At 72.8% G+C, this 4,103-nt stretch carries 4 protein-coding genes and 1 pseudogene; 3 read left to right on the forward strand and 2 right to left on the reverse strand.

Features of this window, described 5'->3' with window-relative positions:
• Window positions 1-105 (forward strand): annotated as a pseudogene (locus AB0I76_RS24025) (nicotinamidase); the annotation flags it as partial.
• Between the two features lie 265 nt (window positions 106-370).
• Here the strand turns inward: AB0I76_RS24025 and AB0I76_RS24030 are convergent.
• Window positions 371-1,339 carry a TerC family protein gene (locus AB0I76_RS24030; protein WP_357039522.1) on the reverse strand — a complete coding sequence of 323 codons (969 nt, stop codon included), beginning with the start codon at window positions 1,337-1,339 and terminating at the stop codon, window positions 371-373.
• Window positions 1,340-1,790: 451 nt separating this feature from the next.
• Here AB0I76_RS24030 and AB0I76_RS24035 point away from each other — a divergent pair, with 451 nt between their 5' ends.
• Window positions 1,791-2,597: a hypothetical protein gene (locus tag AB0I76_RS24035; protein WP_357039525.1), complete on the forward strand. Its 807-nt coding sequence runs from the start codon at window positions 1,791-1,793 to the stop codon at window positions 2,595-2,597.
• Between the two features lie 161 nt (window positions 2,598-2,758).
• On the forward strand, window positions 2,759-3,487 hold the full coding sequence (locus AB0I76_RS24040) for a methyltransferase domain-containing protein (RefSeq protein WP_357039528.1): 729 nt from the start codon (window positions 2,759-2,761) through the stop codon (window positions 3,485-3,487).
• 10 nt (window positions 3,488-3,497) lie between these two features.
• On the opposite strand, the gene AB0I76_RS24045 is transcribed toward AB0I76_RS24040, so the two are convergent.
• Window positions 3,498-3,920, reverse strand: coding sequence for a protein-tyrosine phosphatase family protein (locus tag AB0I76_RS24045; RefSeq protein WP_357039531.1), 423 nt, complete (start codon window positions 3,918-3,920; stop codon window positions 3,498-3,500).
• Window positions 3,921-4,103: the final 183 nt, after the last annotated feature.

Raw genomic sequence — 4,103 nt, forward strand, 5'->3', positions numbered from 1 at the left:
GCGTCGCGGCCGGCATCACCCGGCTGCTCGCCGCCGAGCCGGACCGCTGGGACCACGTCGTGGCGACGAAGGACTACCACATGAGCCGCGGGGGCTTTCGGGGACGTGGACCGGTGCGTTCGCGCGGGGTTCGCCGACGCCACGGCCGGTGTGGCCGGGACCAGCGCGCCGGGCAGGACAACGGCGGTCGCCGTGGCCGCCAGCAGCCGAGCTCTCATGCCCCTGAGCCTAGTCGGCAAGATCGGCGTCGTGGGCGTGGTTGACCCCGCCCGGCCTTCGGAGATCTTGGTACGGAATGGCCCCTTGAGGGGCCGTTTGCCACCAAGATCTCTCCGGGTCCCGAAAGCCGGGAGCCAAATGATCGGATCGGTCAGGATCCGACGGGCGTACGGGGGCCGGCGTCGCTGTCCGCCACCGGAGCGTTCCGGGTGGCGGCCAGGCTCCAGACGATCGACGCGGCGAGGGTGGCGACGATGACGCCGAGGGTGACCGGGATGGGCAGCTTCCCGACCGGGGTCTCCGACAGGATCAGCTTCACCCCGGCGAAGGCGAGCAGGAACGCCAGTCCGTAGTGCAGCTTGGTGAAGCGGCGCAGCAGTCCGGCCAGGCAGAAGTAGAGGCTGCGCAGGCCGAGGACGGCGAAGGCGTTCGCGGTCCAGACGATGAAGGTGCTGGTGGTGATCGCCAGGACGGCGGCGACCGAGTCGACGGCGAAGATGAGGTCGGTGGCCTCGACCGCGATCAGCACGACGAACAGCAGCGTCGCTACCCGCTTGCCGTCGATCCGGACGAAGAAGCGCTCCCCGTGGTAGCGGGCGTCGGTGGGGACGACCCGGCGGACCGCGCGGACGACCAGGTTGCGGTCGGGGTGGATCTCCTGGTCGTGCTGGAAGGCCATCTTCCAGCCGGTGTAGAGCAGGAAGGCACCGAACACGTACGCGGTCCAGAAGAACGTCTCCAGCAGTTCCGCGCCGACGAAGATGAACACCAGGCGGAACAGCAGCGCGCCGACGACACCCCAGAAGAGCACCTTGTGCTGGTACGCCGGGGGCACCGCGAAGTAGGTGAAGATCAGCGCGAAGACGAAGACGTTGTCGACGGAGAGCGCCTTCTCGATGAGGTAGCCGGCGTAGTAGGCACCGGCCGCCTCGTCCCCCTGCCACAACCAGAGCAGGACACCGAAGGCGAGCCCGGCGGCGATCCAGATCGCCGACCAGACCGCCGCCTCGCGGAAGCCGATGACGTGGTTGTCGCGGTGCAGGAACAGGTCCACGGCGAGCATCAGGGCGATGGCGACGGTCAGCGCCACCCAGGCCCACCACGGGACGGGGAAGGACATCGGACTCCCTTCGACCGGCCGGCGCACGTCGCCGGCGAGCTGGCCGAAGGTCTCCCCGAACCGCCGTGGCGGCGGCCCGCACCGCCGGGACCCGGGTGGGTCCGTACTGACGGCGGCGCGTCCGGTGGCGGGTACTCCCCCTCGAACTACGTACCAGTATTCACGAAGTGTGATTCGCTTGTCTAGCCGCTTCGCCGCGCGATTCCCGTTGAACCTTCCGGCCGCCACCCCCGTATCCATCGCCGGAAGCAGCGGACGGATCCGGGTCGCGGTGGGAGCGATCCCGGGAACCGCCGCCGAACGTTCGAGGGAGGCCAGGGAACGGTTCCACCGACGCGGCGCGGATTCTCGCCGGCCGCCGTCGCCGTTCCGACGTCCTCCCGTCACACCGCGCCCAGGGTGGTCCGACACCCACCGTCGGCCCGCGCGCGGTCACACCAAGGAGAGGTGCATGGTCACGCGTACGCAGAAACAGGCCGTCCTCAAGCTCGGCGGGATCGGCGCCGTCGCCGCCCTGCTGCTCGGCGCGGGACTGCAGTTGGCCTCCGCCGGTGAGAACAACCGGGGCAAGCGGGCCGCCGGCGCGGTCACGGTGAGCTGCCCGTCGGTGGCCGACCGGGTCGGTGCGGTACCGGCCGCCGCTCGGGCGGGCGTGGACCAGGAGCTGCGCAACCTGGAGCAGCAGATCGTCAACGTCAACGCCCGGCTGGCCCGGGAGCCGGGGCAGGCGGCCAACCAGCTCAACGACATCGCCGGCAAGCGGCGCGCGGTGCTCGACCGGATCCGGCTGAACATCACCCGCGTCGGCGGCACGGCCCCGGCCGGCCTGGAGTCCCTCGCCGGGTGCGCCCTGAACGGCGCGGACAACGCGGAAAACGGCAACGGCAACGCCGGGAACGACAACGGAAACAACGGCAACGCGGGGAACGGGAACACCGGCGACGCGGGCGGCGTCGCCGGTGCGCGTACGGTGAACTGCCCGAGCGTCAGCGACAAGCTGCCCGCGATCCCCGCCGCGGCGGCGGCCGGCGTCGAGCGGGAACTGGGCAACCTGGACCGGGAGATCGCCAACGCCAACGCCCGCCTGGCCCGGCTGGCGGTCAAGCCGGAAGGCGGGCCGAACTTCGTCCAGAACGCCATCCTCGGCCCGCTGAAAAGCAAGCGGACCGCCGTCCTGGACCGCATCGAGATCGACATCAACCGGGCCGGTGGCCAGCGGCCGAACCTCGACGCACTCGCCACCTGCACCCTGAACTGACCCGGCGACGACCGACGGGCGGCGCTCGGCTCCCGGCGCCGCCCGTCCCCGTCAATACCCTGCGTACTTCCTCACAAGCCGTTGTCCACGGCGTCACCCTCCGACTAGAACCGGAGCAACGATCGCCCGGATCTCCCGGCGACGGTGGCGAGGTGATGGCCGTGGCTCTGATCTCCTACGACGACACCGACTCGGCGGCGTTCGCCGCCACCCGCGAGCTGCCCCCGGCGAGCCTGGATCGCTGGCGGCACGCGGTGCACCACCACCTGCGCCTCCGCACGACCACCACGCTCCTGGACCTGGGCGCCGGCACCGGGGCATGGGCGTCCGCCTTCACCGAGTGGTTCGGCGTACGGGTGGTGGCGGTGGAACCGGCAGCGTCGATGCGGGACCGCTGCGCCCACCGGCCCCTGCTCGCCGGGGACGCCACCGCGCTGCCCCTGCGCGACTCCAGCGTCGACGCCGCCTGGCTGTCCACGATGGTGCACCACATCCCGGACCTCGACGCGGCGGCCCGGGAACTGCGCCGGGTGCTCCGGCCCGGCGCACCGGTGCTGATCCGCTCGCCGTTCCCCGGCCGGCACCAGCGGATCGGCCTGTTCCACTGGTTCCCCGAGGCGGTGCGGGTGCTGCGCACGTACCCCGACCTGGCCCGGGTGCGCACCGCGTTCGCGGCGGCCGGGTTCCCGGTGAGCAGCGTGGAGCCGGTCGCGCAGACCACCGCCACGTCGCTGGCCGACTTCGCGCGACGCCTGGACCGGCAGGCCCACACGCCGCTGCAACTGATCAGCGACGCGGAGTACGAGGCGGGGGTGGCCCGGCTGCGGGCCGCCGCACCGCACGTCACGGGCCCCGTCGTGGACCACCTCGACCTGCTGGTGCTGCGCTGAGACACGGACCCTAGGCGATACCGCGCAGCCAGCGCCGCTGCCAGGGGGTCTCCACCGCGCGGGCGCGGTAGTGGGCGCGTACCCAGGGCACCGCCTCCCCGGCCGGCAGCCCGTCGAGGACGGCGAGGGCGGCCAGGGCCGTCCCGGTGCGGCCGGTGCCACCGCGGCAGGCCACCTCGACCCGCTCGCCCGCGTGGGCCCGGCGCAGCGCCTCCCGCAGCGCGTCGAGGGCGTCGGCCCGGTCCATTGGCACCCAGAAGTCCGGCCACCGGATCCGCCGGTGCGGCCACGCCGGCAGCGGCCCGTCCGCCAGCAGCAGGGCGAAGTCCGCGGGCACGGCGGCCGGGTCGCCGATGCGGCGTCCGCGTACGGCGGCACCGCTGGGGAGGACGACGGCACCGGGCGAATCCGCCCAGCTCGCTTCCGGTGTCACGCGCCCTCCTCCGCGTCCCGTTCGACCCTCACTGTCTCATCCCCCGCGGCGCGGCGGGAGCGTCGGCCTCGTGGTGGCGGAGACAGTACCGCCCCGGGGCCCTGACGGGCACCGGGGCGGCACGAGGTGTCGGTGTGCAGGTCGCCTCTCGGCGAGTGGCACGGCGCGGCTCCAGCCGAACGG

The organism is Micromonospora sp. NPDC049799 (genome assembly GCF_040656655.1).
Taxonomy (GTDB): Bacteria; Actinomycetota; Actinomycetes; order Mycobacteriales; family Micromonosporaceae; genus Micromonospora.

Bases quoted from the DNA above. Each gene is read 5' to 3' on its own strand.
- AB0I76_RS24030 (WP_357039522.1), bottom strand. From the start codon at position 1,339: ATGTCCTTCCCCGTCCCGTGGTGGGCCTGGGTGGCGCTGACCGTCGCC.
- AB0I76_RS24035 (WP_357039525.1), top strand. From the start codon at position 1,791: ATGGTCACGCGTACGCAGAAACAGGCCGTCCTCAAGCTCGGCGGGATC.